At 71.7% G+C, this 25,596-nt stretch carries 20 protein-coding genes and 1 pseudogene; 6 read left to right on the plus strand and 15 right to left on the minus strand.

Going from position 1 to position 25,596, the window contains the following annotated elements:
• Positions 1-122: 122 nt before the first annotated feature.
• The 4 genes from ABZ396_RS36315 to lipB all read right to left on the minus strand — a co-directional run bounded on the left by ABZ396_RS36315 (position 123) and on the right by lipB (position 3,253).
• The gene (locus tag ABZ396_RS36315; protein ID WP_358925617.1) at positions 123-824 is read right to left on the minus strand and encodes a DUF4191 domain-containing protein; all 702 of its coding nucleotides are present in this window, start codon (positions 822-824) and stop codon (positions 123-125) included.
• Positions 825-893: 69 nt separating this feature from the next.
• On the minus strand, positions 894-1,091 hold the full coding sequence (locus ABZ396_RS36320; protein WP_358925616.1) for a hypothetical protein: 198 nt from the start codon (positions 1,089-1,091) through the stop codon (positions 894-896).
• 243 nt (positions 1,092-1,334) lie between these two features.
• Positions 1,335-2,324 (minus strand): lipoyl synthase, encoded by a 990-nt coding sequence (lipA, locus tag ABZ396_RS36325; protein ID WP_358925614.1) that lies wholly within the window; start codon positions 2,322-2,324, stop codon positions 1,335-1,337.
• 107 nt (positions 2,325-2,431) lie between these two features.
• Positions 2,432-3,253 (minus strand): lipoyl(octanoyl) transferase LipB, encoded by an 822-nt coding sequence (lipB, locus tag ABZ396_RS36330; protein ID WP_358925612.1) that lies wholly within the window; start codon positions 3,251-3,253, stop codon positions 2,432-2,434.
• 247 nt (positions 3,254-3,500) lie between these two features.
• On the opposite strand from lipB, the gene ABZ396_RS36335 reads away from it, so the two are divergent.
• Positions 3,501-4,967, plus strand: a complete 1,467-nt coding sequence (locus ABZ396_RS36335; RefSeq protein WP_358925610.1) for a regulator — start codon at positions 3,501-3,503, stop codon at positions 4,965-4,967.
• Between the two features lie 194 nt (positions 4,968-5,161).
• Here the strand turns inward: ABZ396_RS36335 and ABZ396_RS36340 are convergent, their stop codons facing one another.
• Together ABZ396_RS36340 and ABZ396_RS36345 are read right to left on the minus strand one after the other, a co-directional pair.
• Positions 5,162-6,520, minus strand: a complete 1,359-nt coding sequence (locus tag ABZ396_RS36340; RefSeq protein ID WP_358925608.1) for an NAD(P)/FAD-dependent oxidoreductase — start codon at positions 6,518-6,520, stop codon at positions 5,162-5,164.
• A 160-nt stretch (positions 6,521-6,680) separates the two neighbouring features.
• Positions 6,681-7,574 (minus strand): TIGR01777 family oxidoreductase, encoded by an 894-nt coding sequence (locus ABZ396_RS36345; protein WP_358925606.1) that lies wholly within the window; start codon positions 7,572-7,574, stop codon positions 6,681-6,683.
• 72 nt (positions 7,575-7,646) lie between these two features.
• Here ABZ396_RS36345 and ABZ396_RS36350 point away from each other — a divergent pair, with 72 nt between their 5' ends.
• Positions 7,647-8,135, plus strand: a complete 489-nt coding sequence (locus ABZ396_RS36350) for a GNAT family N-acetyltransferase (protein WP_358925604.1) — start codon at positions 7,647-7,649, stop codon at positions 8,133-8,135.
• Positions 8,136-8,138: 3 nt separating this feature from the next.
• Here ABZ396_RS36350 and ABZ396_RS36355 read toward each other — a convergent pair whose 3' ends face one another.
• Positions 8,139-9,323, minus strand: coding sequence for a MarP family serine protease (locus ABZ396_RS36355; RefSeq protein WP_358925602.1), 1,185 nt, complete (start codon positions 9,321-9,323; stop codon positions 8,139-8,141).
• A 190-nt stretch (positions 9,324-9,513) separates the two neighbouring features.
• Between ABZ396_RS36355 and ABZ396_RS36360 the strand changes: the two are divergent.
• Positions 9,514-10,296, plus strand: a pseudogene (locus ABZ396_RS36360) (peptidoglycan recognition protein); the annotation flags it as partial.
• Positions 10,297-10,566: 270 nt separating this feature from the next.
• Entirely contained in the window at positions 10,567-10,803 is a 237-nt protein-coding gene (locus ABZ396_RS36365) for a hypothetical protein (protein ID WP_358925600.1), read from the plus strand.
• 3 nt (positions 10,804-10,806) lie between these two features.
• Here ABZ396_RS36365 and ABZ396_RS36370 read toward each other — a convergent pair whose 3' ends face one another.
• From ABZ396_RS36370 to ABZ396_RS36400, 7 genes are all read right to left on the minus strand, one after another.
• Positions 10,807-11,325: a DUF4240 domain-containing protein gene (locus ABZ396_RS36370; RefSeq protein WP_358925668.1), complete on the minus strand. Its 519-nt coding sequence runs from the start codon at positions 11,323-11,325 to the stop codon at positions 10,807-10,809.
• Positions 11,326-11,381: 56 nt separating this feature from the next.
• A complete protein-coding gene (locus tag ABZ396_RS36375; protein WP_358925598.1) occupies positions 11,382-12,371 on the minus strand; it encodes a WYL domain-containing protein in 990 nt (329 codons plus the stop codon).
• 75 nt (positions 12,372-12,446) lie between these two features.
• Positions 12,447-15,158, minus strand: coding sequence for a pyruvate dehydrogenase (acetyl-transferring), homodimeric type (gene aceE, locus ABZ396_RS36380; protein WP_358925596.1), 2,712 nt, complete (start codon positions 15,156-15,158; stop codon positions 12,447-12,449).
• 295 nt (positions 15,159-15,453) lie between these two features.
• On the minus strand, positions 15,454-16,077 hold the full coding sequence (locus ABZ396_RS36385) for a GntR family transcriptional regulator (protein ID WP_358925594.1): 624 nt from the start codon (positions 16,075-16,077) through the stop codon (positions 15,454-15,456).
• A 220-nt stretch (positions 16,078-16,297) separates the two neighbouring features.
• Complete coding sequence (gene sucB, locus ABZ396_RS36390) at positions 16,298-18,124, minus strand: 2-oxoglutarate dehydrogenase, E2 component, dihydrolipoamide succinyltransferase (RefSeq protein ID WP_359186777.1); 1,827 nt, start codon at positions 18,122-18,124, stop codon at positions 16,298-16,300.
• A gap of 60 nt (positions 18,125-18,184) precedes the next feature.
• A complete protein-coding gene (lpdA, locus tag ABZ396_RS36395) occupies positions 18,185-19,573 on the minus strand; it encodes a dihydrolipoyl dehydrogenase (protein WP_358921046.1) in 1,389 nt (462 codons plus the stop codon).
• Positions 19,574-19,809: 236 nt separating this feature from the next.
• A complete protein-coding gene (locus tag ABZ396_RS36400; protein WP_358921048.1) occupies positions 19,810-21,336 on the minus strand; it encodes a leucyl aminopeptidase in 1,527 nt (508 codons plus the stop codon).
• Positions 21,337-21,689: 353 nt separating this feature from the next.
• Here ABZ396_RS36400 and ABZ396_RS36405 point away from each other — a divergent pair, with 353 nt between their 5' ends.
• Both ABZ396_RS36405 and ABZ396_RS36410 read left to right on the plus strand, forming a co-directional pair.
• The gene (locus ABZ396_RS36405; RefSeq protein WP_358921050.1) at positions 21,690-23,717 is read left to right on the plus strand and encodes a hypothetical protein; all 2,028 of its coding nucleotides are present in this window, start codon (positions 21,690-21,692) and stop codon (positions 23,715-23,717) included.
• 243 nt (positions 23,718-23,960) lie between these two features.
• Positions 23,961-24,770: an endo alpha-1,4 polygalactosaminidase gene (locus ABZ396_RS36410; protein ID WP_358921052.1), complete on the plus strand. Its 810-nt coding sequence runs from the start codon at positions 23,961-23,963 to the stop codon at positions 24,768-24,770.
• Positions 24,771-24,790: 20 nt separating this feature from the next.
• Here the strand turns inward: ABZ396_RS36410 and ABZ396_RS36415 are convergent, their stop codons facing one another.
• On the minus strand, positions 24,791-25,585 hold the full coding sequence (locus ABZ396_RS36415; protein WP_358921053.1) for an adenosylcobinamide-GDP ribazoletransferase: 795 nt from the start codon (positions 25,583-25,585) through the stop codon (positions 24,791-24,793).
• Positions 25,586-25,596: the final 11 nt, after the last annotated feature.

Raw genomic sequence — 25,596 nt, forward strand, 5'->3', positions numbered from 1 at the left:
CCCTCGGCCCCCGTGGTCGCGCGGCTGCGGGGGCGTCCCCCCCGCGCGTCCCCCCCCCGCCCCCCCCCCCCGGGGGGGGGGGGCCCCCCCCCCCCCCCCCCGCGCCCCTGGTTCCTGGACGCCTACCGCCCCCGGGGACCACCCTTGGGCATCCGCATGCCCTTCGGCATGGGCCCCTTGGGCAACGGCATGTTGGACATGAGGTCACCCAGCGCCCGAAGCCGGTCGTTGGTGGTCGTCACCTGAGGACCGGTCAGCACGCGCGGAAACTTCAGCATCGTCGTCCGCAGCTTCTTGAGCTCGACCTGACCCTCGCCCGTGCCCACGATCACATCGTGCACCGGCACATCGGCCACGATCCGGGCCATCTTCTTCTTCTCGGCGGCCAGCAGGGTCTTCACCCGGTTCGGGTTGCCCTCGGCGACCAGGACGATGCCGGCCTTGCCGACGGCCCGGTGCACCACGTCCTGGCTGCGGTTCATCGCCACCGCCGGTGTCGTCGACCAGCCCCGCCCGATGTTGTCCAGCACGGCGGCCGCGGCGCCCGGCTGGCCCTCCATCTGACCGAAGGCCGCCCGCTCGGCCCGCCGGCCGAAGACGATCGCCGTCGCGAGGAAGGCGAGCAGCAGGCCCAGGATGCCAGCGTAGACCGGGTGGCCGATCAGGAAGCCGATCACGAGGAAGACTGCAAGGGTGCCGAGACCGACACCCGCGAGTACAAGACCGATGGTCTTATCGGCCTTGCGGGTCATCTTGTACGTCAGGACGATCTGCTTCAGTCGCCCGGCATTCGCAGCGTCCGCTGCGGGTTCCTTCCTCGCCATGCCCCGAAGTCTACGTGGCCCCGGGAGTGCCGAACGACGGCAGTGCCCGGAGAAGGACCGGAGGGGCCGTCAGGAGCGGCCGGCGGCCTGTTCCAGGAAGCGCTGCGCCTCGACCCGGTCCTTGGCGCGACGGCGGTCCTCCAGCACGGAGGTCCAGGCGTTCTCGCGGGCGGTGCGCTGGCCGCCGCTCATCAGGAGGGACTCGACGGCGCGCAGCGCGCCGGTGAAGGACGGGATGGCGGTGGCGCGAACCGGCGCTGCCTGCATGGCGGAGGTCCCCCTCGAAGTGGGTGTACGTGCTGTGATACCAGGGTCACTGTTTGGTGTTACCAGGGCGTGACCGACCGGTCAAACACCAATGAAACCTTGATACGCGGGCCCCGCACGTCGGCGCGGTCCTGACGGGTGCCCTCATCAGCGAGGACGGTCAGGACCGCGGCCATCCGGTCATTACTGGCCGGTAGTAGCTTGTGCGCGAATTCACACAGCCTGGGCGAGAGCAACCCAGAGTCAGACCGCCTGCGCCGCGACGAACGCAAGACCCCGCTGCGGAGCGGCTGACTGACGCAGCTCGACGGCCATCTGGTAGAGCCGCCCGGCCCGGTAGGAGGAGCGCACCAGCGGCCCGGACATCACGCCCGAGAAGCCGATCTGCTCGGCCTCCTCCTTGAGCTCCACGAACTCCTGCGGCTTGACCCAGCGCTCCACGGGGTGGTGGCGCACGCTCGGGCGCAGGTACTGGGTGATGGTGACCAGCTCGCAGCCCGCCTCGTGCAGCTGGCGCAGCGCCTCGCTGACCTCCTCGCGGGTCTCGCCCATGCCGAGGATGAGGTTGGACTTGGTGACCAGGCCGAAGTCACGGGCCTCGGTGATCACCTTCAGCGACCGCTCGTAGCGGAAGCCGGGGCGGATCCGCTTGAAGATCCGGGGCACCGTCTCGACGTTGTGGGCGAACACCTCGGGGCGGGACTCGAAGACCTCGCGCAGCAGCTCCGGGACGGCGTTGAAGTCCGGGGCGAGCAGTTCGACCTTGGTGCGGCCGGCCTCGCGCTCCGCCGTCTGCGCGTGGATCTGGCGCACGGTCTCGGCGTACAGCCAGGCGCCGCCGTCCTCCAGGTCGTCGCGGGCGACGCCGGTGATGGTGGCGTAGTTCAGGTCCATGGTGACCACGGACTCACCCACGCGGCGCGGCTCGTCGCGGTCCAGCGCCTCGGGCTTGCCGGTGTCGATCTGGCAGAAGTCGCACCGCCGGGTGCACTGGTCGCCGCCGATGAGGAAGGTCGCCTCGCGGTCCTCCCAGCACTCGTAGATGTTCGGGCAGCCGGCTTCCTGGCAGACCGTGTGCAGACCCTCGCTCTTCACGAGGTTCTGCATCTTCGTGTACTCGGGGCCCATTTTCGCCCGGGTCTTGATCCACTCGGGCTTGCGCTCGATGGGGGTCTGGCTGTTGCGGACCTCCAGGCGCAGCATCTTGCGTCCGTCGGGTGAGACTGCGGACACGTCGGCTCCCTGTAACTTCGATTCCTCGGCGTACACCAGGGTACGCCCGTGATTGCTGGGCCCTTCCGCAGAGGCCAACCCCTCGGCCGCAGGGCGCATTCCCTTGATCAGGCGGAGGCCTTCTCGATCTCGCGCGGCTTGAGCTCCGCGTTCTCGAGGACGTCCGTCAGGTGCCGCTCCACCACCGGCAGCACCTCCTCGATCGTGACGTCCCGGCCGAGCTCACCCGCGAGTGAGGCGACGCCCGCGTCCCGGATGCCGCACGGGATGATCCGGTCGAACCACTTGTTGTCCGGGTTCACGTTGAGGGCGAAGCCGTGCATCGTGACGCCCTTGGCGACCCGGATGCCGATCGCGGCGATCTTCCGGTCCTCGCGGCGCTGGCCGGCGTTGGACGGCGCGTACTCCGGGCCGTTCAGACGTGGGTCGAACTCCTCGTCCTGCAGCCGGGGGTCGAAGTCCAGGGACAGCCCTCGCCCAGCCTCCGGCCGGGGGGACCCCCAGGCCGGCCGCTGCTCGACCGGGTCACCGAGCACCCACACCCCGCTGCGCCCCTCGACCCGGGTGGTCTCCAGACCGAACTCGGCGCAGACGCGGATCAGTGCCTCCTCCAGGCGCCGTACGTGCGCCACCACGTCCACCGGGCGCGGGAGCTTCTGGATCGGGTAGCCCACCAACTGACCCGGCCCGTGCCAGGTGATCTTGCCGCCGCGGTCCACGTCGATGACCGGGGTGCCGTCGAGCGGCCGCTCGTTGTCCGCGGTGCGGCGGCCCGCCGTGTACACCGGGGGGTGTTCGAGCAGCAGCACCGTGTCGGGCACCTCGTCGGCGAACCGCGCCGCGTGCACCCGGCGCTGCTCGTCCCACGCCTCCTGGTACTCGACGGCGGCCGCGCCGAACCCCATGCGGACGAACCGCAACTCACTCACGGCAAGCGCCTCCCTTGGCGATGGGTGTGTCAGGCACATAACGCGCCCAAGCCACTGTACGTCCGCCCGTTGCGCGTCAGCCTTGGGGGCAATCCTCACACGATCGGATGAATGAACGGCGAAGAGTGCGATCACCTGCTCACTCTCCGCTACATTCGCGCCGTCCATGAGTGCCAAAAGGGCAGCTCACCGGCAATCCGGGCACAAGCGACCGAGCTGAGCCCGAAGGCAGGAGACCGCACCGCAGATGACGGACCGACCCGCGCAGCGCACCCCCAACCGCCAGCTCGCCGCGCTCATCGCAGAAGCGGGGTTCTCCAACGCGGGTCTGGCCCGTCGCGTCGACCAACTCGGTCTCGAACACGGGCTGGATCTCAGATACGACAAGACATCGGTCACCCGGTGGCTGCGTGGTCAGCAGCCCCGGGGCACCACACCCGCCCTGATCGCCGAGGTCTTCACCCGGCGCCTCGGCCGCCGGCTCACCGCCCAGGACCTGGGCCTGGACGCCTGCGCCCCGGTGTACGCCGGACTGGAGTTCGCGGCCACCCCCGAGGAGGCCGTCGACATCGTCAGCGGGCTGTGGCGCAAGGACTCCGGCAGCCACGCCGAGCTCCGCAAGATCGCGTTCACCCCGGCCGGGCTCGTGGTGCCCAGCCGGGACTGGCTGATCGGCCGCGCCGACGACAGGGTGGCCCGCGGCGAGACGGCACCGCAGGCGGCCCGGGTGCCGGCGCAGACCCGGCCCGCCGCGCCCAAGCTCCCGGCCCCGCCGGGACGCTCGCGGGGACAGGCCGAACGCGGACCCGGCCAGAGGATCACCGGCGGGGACGTCGCCGCGCTCCGCTCGGTCGGCGAGCTGTTCCGCACGCTCGACGACACATACGGCGGCGGGCACGCCCGGCAGGCCCTGGTGCGCTACCTGGAGCACGAGTGCGAGCCGATGCTGCGCGGCACGTACGGCGAGCAGACCGGGCGCGAGCTGTTCGGCGCGGCCGCCGACCTGACCCGCCTCGCGGGCTGGACGTCTTACGACATCGCCGCGCACGGCCTCGCCCAGCGCTACTTCGTCCAGTCCCTCCGCCTCGCCCAGGCGGCCGGGGACCGCTCCTACGGCTCCTACGTCCTCGTCACCATGAGCCGCCAGGCCGTCTACCTCGGCCACGGCCGGGAGGCGGTGCAGCTGGCGCGTGTGGCCCAGCAGGGCGTGGGCACCAGCGCCCCGCCGGTCGTCCAGGCGCTCCTGCACGCGGCCGAGGCCCGCGCCCACGGAGTCCTCGGCGAGGTACGGGCGTGCACCGGCGCGCTGGTCCGTGCCGAACGCGCCCTGGAGGCGGCCCGCCCCGGCGACGACGTCCCGCACTGGGCACGCCTCTTCGACGAGGCGCAGCTCGCCGACGAGTTGGGCCACTGCCACCGGGATCTCCAGCAGTTCCGGGCGTCCGCGCAGCACGCGGAGCGCTCGCTGCAACTCCGTGCGCCCTCCTATGCGCGCAGCCGCCTCTTCTGCCGCGTCGTCCTCGCCACGGCCCGCCTGGGCCTCGGCGAGCTCGACCAGGCGTGCACGCTCGGGGCGGAGGCGGCGGGCGCCGCCGCGGAGATGCGCTCGGTGCGGGCGATCGAGTACGTCAAGGACTTCGAACGCCGACTGGAGCCGTACAAGGACGCGGCACCGGTCAAGGGCTACCGCGACAAGGTCGCCGCGCTGAGCTGAGCAGGTCTCGGTTCAGCGTCCTTCGCGCCGCGGCGGTGCTTCGGTCACGACGGCGTTGTCCGGCGGTGCCGGGCCGGCCGGTGCCGCTCGCCGCTGCCGGTTCCGGTCTGCCGCCGGGTGGCGCGCCGTCGTGGATTGTCGCGCCCGCGCGGCGGGGCCGCATATCGAATACAGCCGTAGCGCCCCATGGGGCGCTACGCGGCCCGGCGTTGCGTCGTCTCCGCCTGGCTCAAGGAACCCGATGCACCGATGTCCGTCAGGATCGCCGCCGTCGCCCGGTGGGCCGAATGCAACGCTCCCTGGACGGTGCTGGTGTCCCGGTGGTCGCCGCAGACATAGAGGCCGGCCATGAGGCGGACCGGGCGGCGGAGGTCGTGCGGGGGACGCATCGCCGGGATCGCCTCCGGGGTGTGGTGGACGGCCAGGGTCTCCCAGCGGTGCGTCGAGGTGCCGTAGAGACGCGCCAGGTGCATACGGACCGCCGTGTCGATGTCGGAGGGCGGGGTGCCGAGGACCGTCGAGGAGATCAGGGCGCGGCCCTGCGGGGCCCGGCTCGGGTCGATGTTGCTGACAACGGAGGTGTGGGAGACGGGACCGCCCCGGTCGGCGTCGAGGAGGAGCGACGTGCCCGTGGTGAGCGCCGCCGGTTCGTCCGTCGTGTGGTGGACCACCGTCACCTGGTGGAAGTCCGGGACCCGCAGCCCCGGCAGCAGTCCGGCGGCGGCCCCCGCGTCCGTCGCCACCAGCACCGCCCGGCAGCGGATCTCGCCGTGCTCGGCCGTCGTCACGGACGTCGTCGAGACCGAGGTGACCCGTACGCCCGTGTGCACCGTGCCCGGCGCAAGGGCGCGGGCGAGGAGCTCCGGGAGGACTTCGGCGCCCCCTTCCGGCACGCACAGCCGGCCGCTCGCGAAGGAGCGCAGGGCGAGGTCCGCACAGCGGCTGGACGTGGTCAGCTCCGGGTCGCAGAGCAGGGCCGCGAGCAGCGGGCGCAGGAAGCCGTCGATCGTACGGGCGGGCACCCCGCGCTCCGCGAGGGCGTGCGCGGCCGGGAGTTCGGGGCGGGCGAGGATGCGTTCCACCGGTGTGGTGGCGATCCGGCCCAGCGCCGCACCGAGGCGCGCCTGGTCGACCGCGCCGCCCATCGGCGCGGTCGCCCGCGCCGGCGACACGGCCGAGCCGCCCCTGGGGGCGCTTGCCAGGGCGCGCACCGCGTACAGTGCGCCCCTCGCGCTCCCTCCGCCCGCCGGAGCGCCGGCCCGGTGCCTGCGCCCGTCGTGATGCAGCAGCACGCCGGGCGCGAACCGGCGCAGAACCAGGGCGTCCAGTCCCGGTGCCAGCCGTAGCTCCGGGTAGGACGTGGACAGCAGCTGTCCGATCCGGTCGAGCCGGAAGCCGTCGATTTTCTCGGTCGACATTCGGCCGCCGACGTAAGGGGCGGCCTCCAAGACCGCGGTCGTTACTCCTGCGCTGTTCAGCCGGTGAGCCGCGGAGAGTCCGGCGACACCGGCTCCCACGATGACGACGTCCGCCTGGTACGCGGGCTCATGCACGAGGCCCCTCCTCGATTGCGCGTCCGGTGGAGACCTGATGCCCCCTACCGGCTCCGGGGATACCCGAGTTCGGGTCGAGGTTAGGGCGGTGATCGGTCAGGGACAGTCGCGCATGAACAGAGCACGGTCGCACACCGGTCGCATGCGGTCACATCTGTTGTCAGGCCGTGCGAATCGCGTCCTCGATGCCCGGGAACGCGAAGGTGAACCCCGACTCCAGCAGCCGCTTCGGCACCACGCGTTGACTGCCGAGCACGTCCCCGGCCATCTCGCCGAGCGCCAGCCGCAGCGCCGGAGAGGGGACCGGGAAGAGAGCCGGGCGGCGCAGCACCCGGGCCATCGCCGCGGTGATCTCGCGGTTCGTCAGGGGGTGGGGCGCGGTGAGGTTGAAGGGGCCCGCCAGGCCCTCGGTGTCCATCAGGAACCTGATCGCGGCCACCTCGTCGTGCAGCGCGATGAACGACCAGTACTGCCGGCCGTCGCCCAGCCGGCCGCCGAGTCCCGCCTCGAACAGGGGGAACAGCCGGCCCCAGGCCCCGCCGCCGCGGGCGACCACCAGGCCGGTGCGGACGAACACCGTGCGTACGCCCGCCTCCCGCGCCGGGGCCGCCGCCTCCTCCCACTCCACGCACAGCGACGGCAGGAAGCCGTCCCCGGGCGGTGCGTCCTCGTCGACGACCCGGTCGCCCGTGTCGCCGTAGATGCCCATCGCGCTGCCGCTCACGAACACCCGTGGCGGCTGCTCCAGGGCGGCCACGGCCTCCGCGAGCGCGGCCGTGCCGAGGACCCGGCTGTCCCGGATCTCCCGCTTGTAGGCGGGCGTCCAGCGCCGGTCGCCGATCCCGGCCCCCGCGAGGTTCACCACCGCGTCGCAGCCGGCCAGCCCGGCCGCGTCCACGTACTGCCCCTGGGGGTCCCAGCAGACCTCGTCGGTGCCGTGGCCCGCGCGCCGCACCAGGCGCACCACCTCGTGTCCGTCCGCCCGCAGGGACCGCACCAGGGCGTTGCCGATCAGACCGGACGCGCCGGCCACCGCGATACGAGAGCGTTCCATGCGTCCCAGCATGCCGGGACCGGCGCCGGAAAACCCGTCGGCCCCCGGTGTCGGCCGCCCTAGGGTGACCACATGCCGGAACCGTACATACGCACCGCCCTGCCCGACGACGACGAGGAGCTCTCCGCCCTCGACCGCGCCACCTGGTCGTATCGGCACGCCGTGCTGCCCGAGCCGCAGCCGCCGTACGACCCCTTCTTCAGTGAGCGCCACGCCCCCGAGGACACCCTGGTCGCCGAGCTCGACCGGCGCATCGTCGGCTACGTCCGCCTCGGCCTCGCCTACAAAATCCCCTCCAACGCGCACGTCCGGCAGATCCAGGGCCTCGCGGTCGCCGAGGAGGCCCGCGGCCAGGGTGTCGCCCGGGCGCTGCTGCGGGCGGTGATGGAGGAGGCGCGCCGCCGTGGCGCCCGCCGGATCCGGCTGGGCGTCCTCGGGCACAACGCCCCGGCGCGCAGGCTCTACGAGTCGGAGGGCTTCGCCGTCGAGGGCGTGCTGCCGGGGGAGTTCCTCCTGGGCGGCGAGTACGTCGACGACGTGATCATGGGCCGGGCGCTGTGACCGTCAGGACGTGATCAGCTCGCCGGTGGCCACCGGCGCCGTGGCGTTCGCCCCGCGCGTGGCGTCCGAGGCCACCTCGTGGGCCGTCAGGACGTACCCCGTCTCGCTGTCCGACGTGGAGCGGGCGAACACCACGCCGTACACCTTGCCGCCGGTGGTCAGCAGCGGGCCGCCGGAGTTGCCGGGGCGGACCGTGGAGCGGATCGAGTAGATCTCGCGGGTCACGGTGGCGTCGTTGTAGATGTTCTGGCCGGTCGCCTGCACCTTGTTCGCCACCGTGGCCGCCTGCAGGTTCAGGGCGCCGTCCTGCGGATAGCCGGCGACCACCGCCGAGTCGCCGCGCGCCGCACCGGTGTCGAACCCCAGCACCGGCGCGCGCAGCTGCGGCACGTACAGCACCGCCACGTCCCGGTTCGGGTCGAAGACCACCACCTGCGCCTGGTACGACGCCCCGACCCCGCCGATCCGCACGGTCGGGTCGGCGATGCCGGCCACCACGTGGGCGTTGGTCATCACATGCTCCGGCGCGTACACGAACCCGCTGCCCTCGCGGCCCTGGGAGCCCGAGACACCCTCGACCTTGACCGTGCTGCGCTTGGCCGCGCCGGTGGCGGCCGCCGTGACGTTGTCGCCCGACGGCCTGGCCACCTGGGCCGTCGACTCGTTCTCGAACGGGTTGAAGACCTGCGGGAAACCCGCCTCCGTGAGCGCGGAGGTGGCCCGCGAGAACCAGGCCGGCGTGGTGTCCGGCATGGTGTTCTGGACCGTGCCGAGCAGCTTCGAGTCCCGTATCGCCGTCGTCACCGCGGGCGACGAGGACGCGCCCAGCACGCTCGCCGCCACCCAGGCCACGATCAGCACCGCCACCGCGTTGGCCGCCGCCCCGCCGATCCCGTCGGCCACCCGGAGTGGCCCCTGGTCCAGCTCGCGGCGCAGCCGCAGCGCCAGCCGCCCCGCCAGCTCGTGCCCGGCCACCGCCGGCACCAGCACCGTCAGCACCGCGACCACCGTCGCCGTCGCCGTCCCGCGGGTGACCAGTTCCATCACCCACGGCAGCACCCACACGCCGATGACCGCGCCGCCCACGAACCCGGCCAGCGAGACGCAGCCGGCCACCAGCCCGCGCCGGTAACCGGACGCCGCGTAGGCGAGGACCACCAGTACGAGCACCAGGTCGAGCAGGTCCACGGAGCCGCCTTTCTCTCGGTGCCCTTGATACGGCCGGGACAGGTCCAGTGATCAGTCGACGCGCGCGGGGACTCCGGGAACCCGGCACGTGTGCGTGTACCCCTTGAAACGCCTCGCACCGGGACGTTGGTTCCACCAGGTGGCACAGCACACATCGCGGGCGGAGTGGATCAACCCGAGAGTGGGTGCCATGCGTGTCTTCCCCAAAGCAGGGCGGCGCACCAGAATCACCGTCCTGACGCTGCTCGGCTGTCTGCCCGGCCTCTTCGCCGTCCTGGCGCTGGCGCTGTGCGCCCAGGGCGTCGACCGCCCCGTCGCGATCCACCTCGCCGCGCCCGCGCCGGCCAGCCCCGCCACCCGCTACGGGGCGCCCCGGCCGCGCATCGTGCCCCGCTCGGCCTGGCTGGACGCCACCGTCCGCCGCACCCAGCCGCCGCCCCGCTACGACGACAAGGTCGTCGCCGTCTTCGTGCACCACACCGACTCGCCCAACGGCTACGCCTGCGCCCAGTCGCCCGAGATCATCCGCCGCCTCTACAGCGGCCAGACCGGCGACCGTGAGTGGGACGACATCGGCTACAACTTCCTCGTCGACCGCTGCGGCACCATCTACGAGGGCCGCGCGGGCGGCGCCGAACGGGCGGTCACCGGCGCCCACACCCAGGGCTTCAACCACCGCACCGCCGGCATCGCCGCCGTCGGCACCTTCACCGCCGGGGTGCCCGTGCCGCGCGCCATGACCGACGCGATCGCGGCGGTCGCCGCCTGGAAGCTCGGCCTGGCCGACGTCGACCCGCGCACCAGGGCCCGCCTGGTCTCCAGCAACGGGCTCAGCCGCTACGAGAAGGGCGTCGTCGTCGGCCTGCCCGCCGTGGCCGGCCACATGGACGGCTACCGGACCGACTGCCCCGGCGCCGCCCTCACCGCCCGCCTCCCCGAGATCAGGGAGGCGGCGGCCCGGCTGCAGGGCAGGGTGCCGACCGGAGCGGCCACCGCGACCCCGACGGGGCCGCCCACGGCGACACGGGCGAGCACACCCGCGGCGACACCGGTGACTCCGGTGCGAACACCCCTGAAGACACCAGCCGGAACACCAGTCGCACCACCCGTCGGGACACCCGTGAAAACGCCCCTGAAGGCACCGGTGAAGGGGTCCACAGGAACGCCATAGCCGACACGCAGGCCGTTCAGATCCCCGCGTCCTAACGTCATGGACGACACAAGCCGACCGGAGGTGGGGATCATGAACAGCAGTCGTACCGAAGCCCGCAAGGAGACCACGGAGAAGGGCGGTTGGGTGAGGTCCGCGCGCGGCCCCTGGGCCGTGGTCTGCGCGGTCGCGACGGTCGTGCTCGGCCCGGCCGCGGTCACCGCGTCCGCCCTCGACCAGGCCAACGCGGCGCCGATGCACCACGCCGTCAAGGCCGAGCAGACACAGGCGTACATCCCCTCGGACGTGACCCGGCGCCGCACGGCATAGCACTCACTCCTTGAAGCGGTCCCAGAGTCTGGGGAACCGCTCAGCGAGCGCCCGCTCGTTCTCGAAGTCGACCGGGGTGCCCTCCGGTTCGGAGGGCGCCGGGGCGATGCCGAGGTCCGGGGCCACGGTCCCGGTCAGCTGCTCGTACGCCTCGTCCGCCGCGTACCCGAGTTCCTCGCCGTCGCCGTCGATCTCCTCGTCGAAGTCGCCCAGCAACTCCGCGAGTGTGTCCGGGTCGTGCAGGGCGCCCTCGAAGACCTCCCGGCCCTGGCCGATCAGCCAGCACCGGAAGAAGTCGAACGCGTCGTCGCTGGCGCCGTCGAGCAGCACCCACGCGGCACCCCACAGGTCCCAGCGGTAGGCGCGGTTGTAGCGGGCCTCGAAGTGACGGGCGAAGTCCAGCACCATGTCCGGGTCCAGCTGGAGCAGCCGTTCCACGAGCAGGTCCGCCTGGTCCTCGGGGTCGCCCTCGGCGGCCTCGCGGGTGGCGTCGACCAGCTCCCAGAACTCCGTCTCGTCCATCACGGGTCCAGCATCGTGCCTGGGCGCCGGGGGCGCACGCGGAGTGGTGCGGATTGTTATCCGCCGTCACCCGCCGGTGTGTACAGCCCCGCCAGGCGCCGCGCGTCCGCCGCGAAGCGTGCTCTCAGCCCCGGCGGCGCGAGCACCTCGGCCTCCGGTCCCAGCGCGGTCAGCTGGCTGTGCGCGACCTCTTCGCTCTCCACCGGCAGGGTCACCGTCACCCACCCCCGCGCGTCCGGGGTTCCGGCGGCCGCGAGGGCCTGCCGTGCGGCGACCGGATCGACGGCGTACGACAGCCTGCGCAGGCCGACCGCCGACAGCCGCACCACCACCTCGGCGTGCAGGATCGACCGCGCGAACTGCTCCGCCCGCCGGTCCCAGAACCCCGGCAGATCGAACTCCTCGTCCCGATGGAACCGCTCCTCGCCGGCCTCGACAGAGGTGAACCGGTCGATCCGGTACACCCGGTAGGAGTCGGTCTCGGTGACCCGCGCGCACAGGTACCACACGCCGGCCTTCAGCACGAGCCCGTACGGCTCCAGTTCCCGCCGTACCTCGGACTCCCCGCGCCGGTAGTACGCGACGACCCTCCGGTCGTCCCACACCGCGTCGGCGACCGCGGGCAGCAGCGTGGGCGTCCCGGGCTCGGTGAACCAGTTGGGCGCGTCCAGGTGGAACCGCTGGGCCGCGGTCCGGGACGCGTCGCGCAGCGAGGGCATCAACGCGGCGGACACCTTCAGCCGGGCGGCACTGGCGGCGTCCTCCAGCCCCATCTCCCGCAGCGCCCCCGGCACCCCGCTCAGGAACAGCGCCTCGGCCTCGCTCCGCCCCAGCCCCGTCAGTCCCGTCCGATATCCCCCGACCAGCCGGTACCCGCCCCCGCGGCCCCGGTCCGCGTACACCGGCACCCCCGCCTCCGACAGGGCCTGCGCGTCCCGCATCACGGTCCGCTCGGACACCTCCAGCTCGGCGGCCAGTTCACCGGCGGTCATGGCGGACCGGGACTGGAGCATAAGCACCATTCTGATGAGACGGGCGGCACGCATGCCTTCATGATGCCGGGAGCCACCGACGACGAAGGGGTACGGCGGCAGCCGTACCCCTTCGCTGGACCGCGGTGCTTACAGCCCGTACTTCCCTCGCGCTTCCTTCACCGCCGTCGCCTTGACCTCGCCGCGCCTGGCCAGCTGGGCCAGGGCCGCGACGACGACCGACTCCGCGTCGACGCCGAAATGGCGGCGGGCCGCGTCCCGGGTGTCGGAGAGGCCGAAGCCGTCGGCGCCCAGGGAGGAGTAGTCCTGCTCGACCCACTGCGCGATCTGGTCCGGGACCTGGCGCATGTAGTCGGAGACGGCCAGGACCGGGCCCTCGGCACCGTGCAGCGCCTGACGGACGTACGGCACGCGCTCCTCGCCGCGCAGAAGGGCGGCGTCCGCCTCCATGGCGTCACGGCGGAGCTCCGTCCAGGAGGTGGCGGACCAGACGTCGGCCGCCACGCCCCACTCCTCGGCCAGCAACCGCTGCGCCTTCAGCGCCCAGTGGATCGCCGTACCGGAGCCGAGCAGCTGGATGCGCGGGGCGTTCGCCACCACGGACAGCCCGGCCGACTCCGCCGTGTTGAAGCGGTACAGGCCCTTGACGATGCCCTCGTCGATGCCGGGCCCGGCCGGCTTGGCGGGCTGCGGGAGCGGCTCGTTGTAGACGGTCAGGTAGTAGAAGACGTTCGGGTCCTCACCCGGGGCCGACTCGCCGTACATACGGCGCAGACCGTCCTTGACGATCGTCGCGATCTCGTAGGCGAAGGCCGGGTCGTACGACAGCGCGGCCGGGTTGGTCGCGGCGATCACCGGGGAGTGGCCGTCGGCGTGCTGGAGGCCCTCGCCCGTCAGGGTCGTACGGCCGGCGGTCGCACCGACGAGGAAGCCACGGCCGAGCTGGTCGCCGAGCTGCCACATCTGGTCGGCCGTACGCTGCCAGCCGAACATCGAGTAGAAGATGTAGAACGGGATCATCGCCTCGCCGTGCGTCGCGTACGCGGTGGACGCGGCGATGAAGTCGGCCATCGAACCGGCCTCGGTGATCCCCTCGTTGAGGATCTGGCCGTTCTTGGCCTCCTTGTAGTACATCAGCTGGTCGCGGTCGACCGGCTCGTACGTCTGCCCCTTGGGCGAGTAGATGCCCAGCGAGGGGAACAGGCTCTCCATGCCGAAGGTGCGCGCCTCGTCCGGGACGATCGGCACCCAGCGGCCGCCCGTCTCCTTGTCACGGACCAGGTCCTTGACCAGACGCACGAAGGCCATGGTGGTGGCCACGTTCTGCGAACCCGAGCCCTTGTCGAAGGAGGCGAAGGCCTTGTCGGCGGGGGCCGGGAGGGGGGCCAGGGCGTGCGTACGGCGGGCGGGGGCCGGGCCGCCGAGGGCCGCCCGGCGCTCCTGGAGGTAGCGGACCTCGGGGGAGTCGGCGCCCGGGTGGCCGTAGGGCACCGTGCCGTCGGCGAAGTCGCTGTCCTTGATGGGCAGTTCGAGCAGGTCGCGCATCGTCTTGAACTCGTCCACCGTCAGCTTCTTCATCTGGTGGTTGGCGTTCTTCGACGCGAAACCGTCGCCGAGGGTGTGGCCCTTGACGGTCTGGGCGAGGATCACGGTCGGCGCGCCCTTGTGGTCCAGGGCCGCCTTGTAGGCCGCGTAGACCTTGCGGGCCTCATGACCGCCGCGCGAGAGGTGGAAGCACTCGATGATCTTGTCGTCACCGATCAGCTTCGCCATCTCGGCGAGCGCCGGGTCCTTGCCGAAGAAGTCGGCGCGGATGTAGGCGGCGTCGCGGGTCTGGTACGTCTGGACCTGCGCGTCCGGTACCTCACGGAGGCGCCGTACCAGCGCACCGGTCGTGTCGAGCGCGAACAGTTCGTCCCACGCCGTACCCCACAGCGTCTTGACGACGTTCCAGCCGGCGCCGCGGAACTGGGCCTCCAGCTCCTGCACGATCTTGAAGTTGGCGCGCACCGGGCCGTCGAGGCGCTGCAGGTTGCAGTTGATGACGAAGGTGAGGTTGTCCAGGCCCTCGCGGGAGGCGAGTGCGAGGGCGGCCGTGGACTCCGGCTCGTCCATCTCGCCGTCGCCGAGGAACGCCCAGACATGCGAGGACGAGACGTCCTTGATGCCACGCGCCGTCAGATACCGGTTGAAGCGGGCCTGGTAGATCGCCGACAGGGGGCCGAGGCCCATGCTCACCGTCGGGAACTCCCACAGCCAGGGGAGGCGGCGCGGGTGCGGGTACGACGGCAGGCCGTTGCCGCCGGCCTCCTGGCGGAAGTTGTCGAGGTGCGCCTCGGTGAGGCGGCCGTCGAGGAAGGCGCGGGCGTAGATGCCGGGGGAGGCGTGGCCCTGGATGTACAGCTGGTCGCCGGACCCGGCCGCTGCCCCGGATTCCTTGCCCTTGAAGAAGTGGTTGAAGCCGGTCTCGTAGAGCCAGGCGGCGGAGGCGAAGGTGGCGATGTGGCCGCCGACGCCGTGTTTGCTGCCCCGGGTGACCATCGCGGCCGCGTTCCAGCGGTTCCACGCGGTGATCTTCCGCTCCATCTCCTCGTCGCCGGGGACGGCCGGCTCGGCGCCGGTGGGGATGGTGTTGACGTAGTCGGTCTCAAGAAGCTTCGGCAGCGCGATGCCGCCCGCCTCGGCGCGCTCCAGCGTGCGGCGCATCAGGTATGCGGCGCGGTGCGGCCCGGCTTCCCTGGTCACGGCGTCCACTGAGGCCTGCCATTCGGCGGTCTCCTCCGGATCCCGGTCCGGGAGCTGGTCGAGCGCGCTCGGCTGGATGGCGTTGGGGTCGGTCATGTCGCCGCCTTCCTCAGTCGAAGGGGGTTCCCTCATCGGTAAGGGTTCGGGGGTGCCCTTGGTCTTTGGCAGGACAGGGCGGCGGGCCCGGGTGCGGGCCCGTTGGGGACAATAACTCCCTGATCGATGATCGATCAAAGGGTTGAGGGCTAAAACTTCTCGATTTCGAGAAAGTCGGCACGGGGTGCCTCCGGCAGTGGCACCGGGTGACGCGGCCGGGTCGGTGTTTGCGCAGGTGGGGCGGTGTTTGAGCGAGGGTGTGCTCTTGTGCGGGGGGACGGGCGAGGGGCCTTCTTCACGCTCGCGGCGCGCAGCCCAGTACGTGAGCCTTCACGATCTCCGCGATGCGCGGGTCCCGGCGCTGGAACGCGGCCACCAGTTCCTCGTGCTCCTCGGCGTACGACTGCTGCACCGTCCCCAGCCAGCGGATCGACAGCGCCGTGAAGACCTCGATGCCCAGGCCCTCCCACGTGTGCAGCAGAACCGAGTTGCCGGCCGCCCGGACCAGCTCGCGGTGGAAACCGACCGTGTGCCGGACCTGCGCCGTGCCGTCGGCGTTCCGGTCGGCGTCGTAGAGCGCCGTGACATGCGGTTCGAGGGCCGAGCAGTCACCCGCCAGCCGCTCCGCCGCCAGCTCCGCCGCGATCGCCTCCAGGCCGGCCCGCACCGGGTAGCTCTCCTCCAGGTCGGCCGCCGTCAGGTTCCGCACCCGCACGCCCTTGTTCGGCGCCGACTCGATCAGCCGCAGCGACTCCAGCTCCCGCAACGCCTCCCGCACCGGAGTCTGGCTGACCTCCAGCTCGGTGGCGATGCGTCGCTCCACGATCCGCTCGCCCGGCTTCCATCGCCCGCTGACGATGCCCTCCACGATGTGCTCGCGGATCTGTTCGCGCAGCGAGTGGACGACGGGCGCGGTCATGGAAGCTCCTTAAGGGCGTTGACGCTTAGACAATAAGCCCGGACCGCCTTTCGGGAAGGGCGCACGGGGGCGCTTTCGTGCAGGTGAGACGAGACTTACACGCCTGCCGGGCGGGTCTGATCCGCACAGCCCGTACTGGTCGGCTGGCGCCACGCCCGGTGATACGACGGTGCCCCGCCCGGAGCAGCTCCGGACGGGGCACCGCAGAACCCTTCGGGGGTCAGAGACCGAGCTCGACCTCGAACTCGCCCGCCTCCAGGATCGCCTTGACGGCCGTCAGGTAGCGGGCCGCGTCGGCACCGTCCACCAGGCGGTGGTCGTAGGACAGGGTCAGGTACGTCATGTCGCGGACGCCGATGACCGTGCCCTCCTCCGTCTCGATGACGGCCGGACGCTTGACCGTGGCACCGATGCCGAGGATCGCGACCTGGTTCGGCGGCACGATGATCGTGTCGAACAGCGCGCCGCGCGAGCCGGTGTTGGAGATGGTGAAGGTCGCGCCGGACAGCTCGTCCGGGGTGATCTTGTTCGCCCGGACCTTGCCCGCGAGCTCGGCGGTGGCCTTGGCGATACCGGCGATGTTGAGGTCGCCCGCGTGCTTGATGACAGGGGTCATCAGGCCCTTCTCGGAGTCCACCGCGATACCGACGCTCTCGGTGTCGAAGTAGGTGATCGTGCCCTCGTCCACGTTGATCCGGGCGTTGATGGCCGGGTGGGCCTTCAGCGCCTGGGCCGCGGCCTTGACGAAGAACGGCATCGGGGAGAGCTTGACGCCCTCACGGGCCGCGAACGCGTCCTTGGCCTGGGCGCGCAGGCGCATCAGGCGGGTCACGTCGACCTCGACGACCGAGGACAGCTGGGCCTGCTCGTGCAGCGCCTTGACCATGTTGTCGCCGATGACCTTGCGGATGCGGGGCATCTTGACGGTCTGGCCACGGAGCGGGGAGACCTCCAGCGTGGGGGCCTTCTTCGCACCGGCGGCCGGAGCGGCCGCGGCCGTGGGGGCCGGAGCGGCGGCGGCGGCCTTCGCGGCCTCGGCGGCGGCGAGCACGTCCTGCTTGCGGATACGACCGCCGACACCGGTGCCCTTGACGGCGGCCAGGTCGACACCGTTCTCGGCGGCGAGCTTGCGCACCAGCGGGGTGACGTAGGCACCCTCGTCGACCGGGGCGGCCGGAGCCGGAGCCGCGGCCGGGGCGGCCGGAGCCGCGGCCGGGGTGACCGGGGCCGGAGCCGCCGGCGCGGGAGCCGGGGCGGCCGGAGCCGGAGCGGCGGCGACCGGAGCGGGAGCCGGAGCGGCCGGGGCCGGGGCAGCCGGGGCCGGGGCAGCGGGAGCCGGAGCCGGGGCGGCCGGGGCGGGAGCCGGGGCAGCGGCGGCGGGCGCCGGAGCCGGGGCGGCAGGGGCCGGGGCGGCCGCCGGAGCGGCACCCGGGGCGCCGATGACGGCGAGCTTGGCGCCGACCTCGGCGGTCTCGTCCTCGCCGACCGTGATCTCCAGCAGCACACCGGAGGTGGGCGCAGGGATCTCGGTGTCCACCTTGTCGGTCGACACCTCCAGCAGCGGCTCGTCGGCCTCGACGGAGTCGCCGACCGACTTCAGCCAGCGGGTGACGGTGCCCTCGGTGACGGACTCACCGAGCGCGGGCAGGACCACGTCCGTGCCGGAGGCGCCACCGGCCGGAGCGGCCGGGGCGGCCTCGGGGGCCGGGGCGGGAGCGGCGGGGGCCTCGGCCACCGGGGCCGGAGCCGGGGCAGCGGCGGGAGCCGGCTCGGCGGCCGGAGCCGGGGCGGCCGGGGCGGGCGCGGCCGTGCCGTCGTCGATGATCGCCAGCTCGGCGCCCACCTCGACGGTCTCGTCCTCGGCGACCTTGATCGAGGCCAGGACGCCCGAGGCGGGGGCCGGGATCTCGGTGTCGACCTTGTCGGTCGAGACCTCGAGCAGTGGCTCATCGGCCTCGACGCGCTCACCCTCGGCCTTCAGCCAGCGGGTGACAGTGCCCTCGGTGACGCTCTCGCCGAGCGCCGGAAGGGTTACGGAAACCGCCATGGTTTCGGTTGCTCCTTACGAATTGCGGAAGTCTGAGTCGTCGCGTGCGTCGACCGAGGGTCAGTCGTGCGAGTGGAGGGGCTTGCCGGCCAGAGCCAGGTGCGCCTCGCCCATCGCCTCGTTCTGCGTCGGGTGGGCGTGGATGAGCTGGGCGACCTCGGCGGGCAGCGCCTCCCAGTTGTAGATCAACTGGGCCTCGCCGACCTGCTCGCCCATGCGGTCGCCGACCATGTGGACGCCGACCACGGCACCGTCCTTCACCTGGACGAGCTTGATCTCGCCCGCGGTGTTGAGGATCTTGCTCTTGCCGTTGCCCGCCAGGTTGTACTTCAGAGCGACGACCTTGTCCGCACCGTAGATCTCCTTGGCCTTGGCCTCGGTGATACCCACGGAGGCGACCTCCGGGTGGCAGTACGTGACCCGGGGGACACCGTCGTAGTCGATCGGGACCGTCTTCAGACCGGCCAGACGCTCCGCCACCAGGATGCCCTCGGCGAACCCGACATGCGCGAGCTGGAGCGTCGGGACCAGGTCACCGACGGCGGAGATGGTCGGAACGTTCGTCCGCATGTACTCGTCGACGAGGACGTAACCGCGGTCCATCGCGACGCCCTGCTCCTCGTAGCCGAGACCGGCGGAGACGGGGCCGCGGCCGACGGCGACGAGCAGCACCTCGGCCTCGAACTCCTTGCCGTCGGCGAGGGTGACCTTGACGCCGTCGGCGGTGTACTCGGCCTTCGAGAAGAAGGTGCCCAGGTTGAACTTGATGCCGCGCTTGCGGAAAGCGCGCTCAAGAAGCTTGGAGGAGTTCTCGTCCTCGACCGGGACGAGGTGCTTGAGGCCCTCGATGACGGTGACGTCAGCACCGAAGGACTTCCAGGCGGAGGCGAACTCGACGCCGATGACACCGCCGCCCAGGATGATCGCGGACTTGGGCACGCGGTCCAGGACGAGGGCGTGGTCGGAGGAGATGACGCGGTTGCCGTCGATCTCCAGGCCGGGCAGCGACTTGGGCACGGAGCCGGTCGCGAGGAGCACGTGCCGGCCCTGGATGCGCTGGCCGTTCACATCGACGGAGGTCGGGGAGGAGAGACGCCCCGTACCCTCGATGTACGTCACCTTGCGCGAGGCGATCAGACCCTGCAGGCCCTTGTACAGACCGGCGACGACACCGTCCTTGTACTTGTGGACGGCCGGCACGTCGATGCCCTCGAAGGTGGCCTTGACACCGAACTGCTCGCTCTCGCGGGCCTGGTCGGCGATCTCGCCCGCGTGCAGCAGGGCCTTGGTGGGGATGCAACCCCGGTGCAGGCAGGTACCGCCGACCTTGTCCTTCTCGATCAGGGCGACGTCCAGGCCCAGCTGCGCCCCGCGCAGGGCCGCGGCGTAACCGCCACTACCACCGCCGAGGATCACTAGGTCGAAAACGGTGCTGGCGTCGTTCGCCACGTCACGTCCTCCATGCATGTGCGCCGTACGCCGGTCAACGTCGACCGGGCGGCGGCTGGTGTCCGGCCGCTCTTCTTCGGCCCTGTGGTGGGGGCCCTGTCCTGCCGAGCCCCATCTTCGCACTTGTCGGAGTCGAACGAGACGCCGGGCCGGGGTGTGAGACACCACACCCAGCGCCCCGGCCCACTGGGCGACGGGACCCCGCCCTACCCGCACACGAGGTCCCGTCGACCTCGTCAGCCCAGGTCACCCTCAGCGGTCAGCTCGGCCAGCCGCACCAGCGTCCGCACCGCGGACCCCGTGCCGCCCTTCGGCGTGTATCCGAACGGCCCGCCCTCGTTGAACGCCGGCCCCGCGATGTCCAGGTGCGCCCAGGTGATCCCCTCGCCCACGAACTCGCGCAGGAAGAGCCCGGCGACCAGCCCGCCGCCCATCCGCTCACCCATGTTCGCGATGTCCGCCGTGGGCGAGTCCATCCCCTTGCGCAGGTGCTCCGGCAGCGGCATCGGCCAGGCCGGCTCGCCGACCTCCTCGGCCGCGTCGTGGATCGAGGTACGGAACGCGTCGTCGTTGGCCATGATCCCGAAGGTCCGGCTGCCCAGCGCCAGCATCATCGCTCCGGTCAGCGTCGCCACGTCGACGACGGCGTCCGGCTTCTCCGCCGAGGCCGCCCACAGCGCGTCGGCGAGGACCAGGCGGCCCTCGGCGTCGGTGTTGAGCACCTCGACCGTCTTGCCGCTGTACATGCGCAGCACGTCACCCGGGCGCACGGCGGTGCCGGACGGCATGTTCTCGGCGAGCGCCAGCCACCCGGTCACATTGACCTGGAGACCGAGCCGCGCCGCCGAGACGACGGCCGCGAAGACCGCCGCCGCCCCGCTCATGTCGCACTTCATCGTCTCGTTGTGCCCGGCCGGCTTGAGCGAGATACCGCCCGAGTCGTAGGTGATGCCCTTGCCGACGAAGGCGAGGTGCTTGTCCGCCTTGGGGCTCGTGTACGACAGCTTCACCAGTCGCGGGGTCGCCGCCGATCCGCCGCCGACGCCGAGGATGCCGCCGTAGCCGTCCTTGGCGAGCGCCTTGTCGTCCAGGACCTGGATCTTGAGGCCGTGCTCCTTGGCGGCGCGCTGCGCGATCTCCGCGAACGCGGCGGGGGTGAGGTCGTTCGGCGGGGTGTTGACCAGGTCGCGGGCGCGGTTGAGCTCCTCGGAGACCGCGGTGGCGCGGGCCAGTGCCGCATTGTGGGCGGCGTCCCGCGGCTTGCCGCCGAGCAGCACGGCCTCGGCGAGCGGCGTCTTGCCGTTCTTCGCCTTCCCGTTCTTGCCGTTCTCCTTGTACACATCGAACGAGTAAGCGCCCAGCAGCACGCCCTCGCCGATGGCGCCGACGGCGGCCGCGTCCTCGACGGGCAGCGCGAAGGCCGCCTTCTTCGCCCCGTTCAGTGTGCGGGCCGCGACGCCGGCCGCCCGGCGCAGCGCCTCGGCGTCGTACCCGGCGTCGCCGTCGGGCTCGGAGCCCAGGCCCGCCGCGAGGACCAGTGGGGACTTGAAGCCGGACGGAGCGGGCAGCTTCGTCAGTTCGCCCTCGGCACCCGAGGCACCGAGGGTCTCCAGGACGTCGGCGAGCTTGCCGTCGTAGGCCTTGTCCACGGCCTCGGCGCCCGGGGCGACGACCGGGCCCTTGGCGCCCTTGGCGACACCGATCACGATCGCGTCGGCCCGGAGGCCGGGCGCCGCTGAGGTGCTGAGAGTGAGAGCAGTCACGGTGGTGGAATCTCGCTTCCGATGTTGAGTTGCTGTGGCCGAGTGGGTGGGTCGACCGGGCCCGGGAAGCGACCCTAAGGACTGGCCTGGGGGCGCGTTACCACCGGGGCCTTCACCCTGTCGGCGAACACCCGGGACGAGCCTACGCGTGTGCATGCGTTCGCTCATTCCTGCGGGCGTTCACCTGAGGGTGGCGTGGTGGCCACTTCCCGCCTCTCCCGGTCGGTGACCTGAGCCACACTCGGCGCGTTCCGGTGGGCGAATCCGCCTGCCGCTTCGCATGATTTGCGCTGATCCTGCTTGGAACCTCCACAAGGAGGCGCAAGGGGATTTTCTGGGGGAGGGGACCCGCATTGGCACACATCGCGCGCCGATGGAGAACCACGGCAATCGCCATAACCGCGGCCGGACTGATCACGCTGGGACTTGACGCGCCCGGCGCCTCGGCCGCCACCGCACCGCGCATCGACCTCAAGGTGCTGGTCGTCGACAACGGGGACAGTCCCGTCGCGGCCATCACGGCCCAGCTCAGGAGCGAGGGCATCCCGTACACGAGCGTGAACCTGAACGAATCCGGTCGTCCGGCCATCACCGGCACGTTCCTCAGCGACACGGTGAACGGCACACCGCGTGCGAAGTTCCAGGGCGTGGTGCTGCCCGACGAGGCCCCGTTCGGGGCCGGTTCGGCCGAGCAGACGGCCCTGGAGACGTACGAGAGGACGTACGGCATCCCGCAGGTCGACGCCTACACCTGGGCGCACCCCGAGGTCGGCCTCGACTACAGCTCCTACTCCGGCACGCTCGACGGTGAGACGGCGACCGTCACCACCGCGGGCAGGTCGGCGGCCTTCGGCTACCTCGACGGCGATGTCGCCTTCGAGGACAACTCCCCGTCCGTGCAGGAGAGTTACGGCTTCGTCGGCACCCCCCGCACCGGCTTCACCAGCTATGTGGACATCCCGGTGCCGGGCGGCACGGGCACCGGCAGCCTGCTCGGCGAGTACGCCCACGACGGGCGCCGCGAACTGGTGCTGACCTTCGCCTACAACCAGTACCAGCAGCAGTTCAGGGTGCTGGCCCAGGGCATCGTCGAATGGCTCACCCAGGGTGTGCACCTGGGCCGGGCCCGGAACTACTTCGCGGTGCACATCGACGACGTGTTCGCCCCGGACGCCCGCTGGGACACCGAACGCAACTGCACCCCCGGCGACATCGACTGCGGCGGCACCACCACCGACACCACCGCGCCGATCCGGATGACGACCGCCGACGCCCGGTACGCGGCCGCCTGGGAGCAGGCGCACGGCTTCACCCTGGACATGGTGTTCAACGCGGGCGCGGGGGAGGAGTGGAAGGCGGACAACGGCGGCAAGGACGCGCTGACCGACCAGTTGCTCGCGGACAAGGCCAAGTACCGCTGGGTGAACCACACTTACACCCATCTCTTCCTCGGCTGTGTCCAGGACACCTCGACCGTGCCCTGGTCCTGCGCCAAGAACGCCGACGGCTCCACCCGGTGGGTGAGCCGCTCCGACATCTCGACGGAGATCTCCAAGAACCACGACTGGGCCGTCCAGCACGGACTTCCCGTCGACCGCGGCGAACTGGTCACCGGTGAGCACTCCGGTCTGAAGACCCTGCCGCAGCAGCCGCAGGACAACCCGAACCTCGCGCCCGCCCTGGCCGCCAACGGCGTCAGGTGGACCGGCTCCGACAACTCCCGCGAACCCGGGCAGCGGGCCGTCGGCAGCAGCACCCTGACCGTGCCGCGCCATCCGATGAACGTGTACTACAACACCGGCACCAAGGCGGAGATGGCCGACGAGTACAACTGGATCTACGCGTCAAGGGCCGACGGCGGCAGCGGGATCTGCGAGAACAACCCGACGTCGACGTGCCTGTCCGCACCGCTGGACACGGCCACCGGCTATGACTCCGCCATCGTTCCGCAGGAGGCGCACACCGACCTCGGGCACGTCCTCGGCAACGACCCCCGCCCGCACTACGCCCACCAGTCCAACCTGGCCGAGGACCGCACCCTCTACCCGGTCCTGGACAAGGTCCTGGCCGACTACCGGGCGATCTTCGCCGGCAACACCCCGATCGTGAACCTCCGCGAGAGCGCGATCGGCGCCGAACTCCAGAACCGGGCCAAGTGGCAGACCGCCCTGGACGCCGGCAAGGTCACCGCCTACCGGACCGGCGGCACGGTCACCGTCACGGCCCCCTCCGGGACCCAGATCCCGGTGACCGCGCCGGAGGGGACGAAACAGCAACTCCTGCTCGGCACGCAGACGTTCGGAACGTCCTACGCCGGTGAGCGCTCGGCCTGGACCACGCCGGCGCTACTGCAGTCGGCGCTCACGCTGAAGCTGCCGTAACAGGCGTGCCCCACAAGGGGCGCGGGGCTGTACCGACGTGCGGCTCCGCCGCGCGGGCGCGAGCAACCACGACTGACCCGTGGCCGGCTACGTCCGCGCGGCTCCCCGCAGAGCATCCGCAGCACAGCGAGCGCGCCACTGCCACCTGGTCCACGGCGTCCCGTCCGATGCCGATGTGGAGGCACTGGCCCGGGCGCGGGGGGCCTCGGTGTACTGCGCGGAACCCGGAGTGGGAGATCATCCATGGGGTATCCTGCCGCACACCCTGGAGCCCGCCCGGTGAAACCCCGCACCGCACTTCTGCTCGTCCCGCTGGCCCTGCTTGCGGGCTGCACCCAGGCTCCGGCCGACGCCGGGCGCTGGCAGCCGAAGCCGGGGGTCACCTGGCAGTGGCAACTGAGCGGCCGCGTGGACACGTCCGTGCGCGCGTCGGTGTACGACATCGACGGCTTCGACCAGTCCAAGGCGACGGTCGGCACGCTGCACGGCAAGGGCCGCAAGGTCATCTGCTACGTCTCCACCGGCGCCTTCGAGGACTGGCGCCCCGACGCGAAGAAATTCCCCGAGCCGGTGCTGGGGCGCGGCAACGGCTGGGAGGGGGAGCGCTGGCTCGACATCCGCCGTACCGACGTACTGGAGCCGTTGATGGCGGCCCGCTTCGACATGTGCAGGGACAAGGGCTTCGACGCGGTGGAGCCCGACAACATGGACGGCTACAAGAACCGTACGGGCTTCCCCCTCAAGGCGGCCGACCAGCTCCGCTACAACCGGCTCATCGCCCGGCTGGCCCACGACCGGGGCATGTCGGTGGGCCTGAAGAACGACCTGGACCAGATACCGCGGCTGGTGGGCGACTTCGACTTCGCGGTGAACGAGCAGTGCGCCCAGTACGGCGAGTGCGGCGATCTGAAGCCGTTCATCGAGGCGGACAAGGCCGTCTTCCACGTCGAGTACGAACTGCCGACGAGCGAATTCTGCGCGCGGTCGCGCAAGCTGAAGCTGAGCTCACTGGAGAAGAAGTACGAGCTGGGCGTATGGCGCAGAACTTGTTGAGGATGCTTCAGGACGATCCTTCAGCCCCCCAGCGAGAACACCACCAGCGCTGTGGTGGCCGCCGTCTCGGCGAGGCACCCGAACACATCCCCCGTGACTCCTCCGAACCGCCGCCGGCAGTGCCGTAGCAGCCCGTCCGTCACCGTCTCCGCCGCCACCACCGCGAGCAACGCCCGCAGACAGTCCGCCGACCCCACCAGCGCTCCGGCCCCCGCCGCCACCACCATCACCGCGACCGTGACCACCGACGCCCCCACCTTCGGCACCACCCCGGCCACCGCCGCCCCCAGCCCCTCGGGCCGGGCCGCGGGCACCCCCACCACCGCGGCCAGGCTCATCGCCAGCCGGGCCACCGTCGCCGAGACGACGGCGGCCAGCGCCCCCCGCTCCCACGAGGCGCCGTAGGCCTGTGCCAGCGCGGCCACCTGGACCAGCAGGACGAGGACGAGCGTGATCACCCCGAACGGCCCGATGTCCGACCGCTTCATGATCTGCAGCGCTTCCTCGGCGGGCTTGCCGCTGCCGAGGCCGTCGGCGGTGTCGGCGAGGCCGTCCAGGTGCAGCCCCCGGGTGAGCACGGCCGGTACGGCGACCGCGGCCACGGCGGCCAGCAGCGCACTCGCCCCGGCCACGAGGAGCAGCGCCCCGACCGCGCCCGCGCAGAGCCCGACGGCGAGGCCGGCCAGCGGCGCGAGCATCATGCCGCCGCGGGCGGCCTCGCGGTCCCAGCGGGTGACCTTCAGAGGGAGGACGGTGAGCGTGCCGAAGGCGAAGCGGAGGCCGTCAAGCCAGGGAGTCGCAGAGGTCGAAGCCACCGGCGCAGGCT

The sequence above is a fragment of the Streptomyces sp. NPDC005866 genome (assembly GCF_040629895.1).
Classification (GTDB): Bacteria; Actinomycetota; Actinomycetes; order Streptomycetales; family Streptomycetaceae; genus Streptomyces.